Source organism: Methylobacterium sp. WL103 (genome assembly GCF_008039885.1).
GTDB lineage: Bacteria > Pseudomonadota > Alphaproteobacteria > Rhizobiales > Beijerinckiaceae > Methylobacterium > Methylobacterium cerastii.
Map to the genome: position 1 here is coordinate 1 of NZ_VRUX01000809.1, position 1,541 is coordinate 1,541.

The window sequence follows — 1,541 nt, forward strand, 5'->3', positions numbered from 1 at the left end:
CGCAGGGAGACGTCCAGCGTCCAGCCGACGAAGTGCATCCGGCGCACGCCCTCCTCCTCCGCCACCTCGTTGCCGGTGCGGCGCTGGACGGCGCGGCGTTCCTGGTCAACCTGCTGCCGCTCACGACCGAGACGCGCGGCATCCTCGATGCCGACGCCTTCGCGCGGCTGGCGCCGGACGCCGGCGTGATCAATTTCGGGCGCGGCGCGCACCTCGTCGAGGCCGACCTGTGGCAGGCCCTCGACGCGGGGCAGGTCGGGCATGCGGTGCTCGACGTGTTCACGCAGGAGCCGCCGCCCCCGGAACACCCGGCCTGGACCCGTCCGGACGTGACCGTCCTGCCCCACGTCGCGGCGCCGACGGACGAGGCGTCCGCGGCCGCGGTGGTCGCAGCCGCGGTGGCGGCCTTCCGCAGCACCGGGCAGGTGCCGGCGGGCGTCGACAGAACCCGCGGGTACTGAGGGCGGCGCGCGCAAGCTCTCGCGCGATGTCGCTGCGTCGTCGTCTTGCGCGCGCGAAATGCACGTCGCCAGGGGAACCGGCGGAAACACGCCGTTACAAATTTGCTGCCGGGACCCGTCTTCGATTGTCGCCCGTCCCGGGCCATAAGGGGTGGCGAAGTCCCGTCGGGACGTGACCGAAGACGACCGCCGCCGATGAACGCGCCCGCCAACCCGCACATCCTGATCGTCGAGGACGACCGCGAGATCGCGAACCTGGTGGCGCGCTACCTGCGCGGCAACGCCTGCCGCGTGACGCTGGCCGGCGACGGCGCCGAAATGGACCGCGCGCTCGTCGACGGCCGGGTCGACCTCATCGTCCTCGACCTGATGCTGCCGGGCGAGGACGGCCTCAGCCTGTGCCGCCGCCTGAGAGAGAATTCCGCGATCCCGATCCTGATGCTCACGGCCAAGGCCGAGGAGATCGACCGTATCGTCGGCCTCGAGATCGGCGCCGACGACTACCTCGCGAAACCCTTCAACCCGCGCGAGCTGCTCGCGCGCATCCGTGCCGTCCTGCGCCGCACCGGCAACGAGGTGGCGGAGGAGGAGGGCGTGCGCCGGATGCACTTCGTCGGCTGGACGCTGGACGTCTCCCTGCGGCAGGTGCTGAGCGCGGAGGGCGCGCGCATCTCGATCACCGGCGCGGAGTTCGACCTGCTCCACGCCCTGTGCCTGCGCCCCGGCCGCGTGCTTTCGCGCGACCAGCTCCTCGACCTGACGCAGGGGCGCAGCGCCGGCCCGTTCGAGCGCAGCATCGACGTGCTCGTCAGCCGCATCCGCCAGAAGATCGAGCGGGATTCGCGCAATCCCGAGATCATCCGCACGATCCGCTCCGGCGGCTACCTGTTCACGCCGGACGTGACCCGGTCATGAGGTTCACATGAGCTTCGGTGGCATCAGGGCGCGGTTGCGGCCGCGCAGCGTCGCCGGGCAGATCGCGCTCCTCGTCGTCGCGGCGATCGTCGTCGCCCACGCGGTCGCGACCACGGCCTTCGTGCTTCTGCGCGAGCCGTGGCGGCCGGACGACCACCCCGGCGT

Annotated in this window: 2 protein-coding genes and 1 pseudogene; all 3 read left to right on the plus strand. The window is 72.0% G+C overall.

Annotated elements, in window-relative coordinates; all coding sequences use genetic code 11:
* Positions 1 to 461: NAD(P)-dependent oxidoreductase (locus tag FV222_RS25660; protein WP_281406928.1), on the plus strand; the 461-nt coding region annotated here is incomplete at its 5' end.
* A gap of 195 nt (positions 462 to 656) precedes the next feature.
* Positions 657 to 1,376 carry a response regulator gene (locus FV222_RS25665; protein WP_147761399.1) on the plus strand — a complete coding sequence of 240 codons (720 nt, stop codon included), beginning with the start codon at positions 657 to 659 and terminating at the stop codon, positions 1,374 to 1,376.
* Positions 1,377 to 1,383: 7 nt separating this feature from the next.
* Positions 1,384 to 1,541, plus strand: a pseudogene (locus FV222_RS31555) (two-component sensor histidine kinase); the annotation flags it as partial.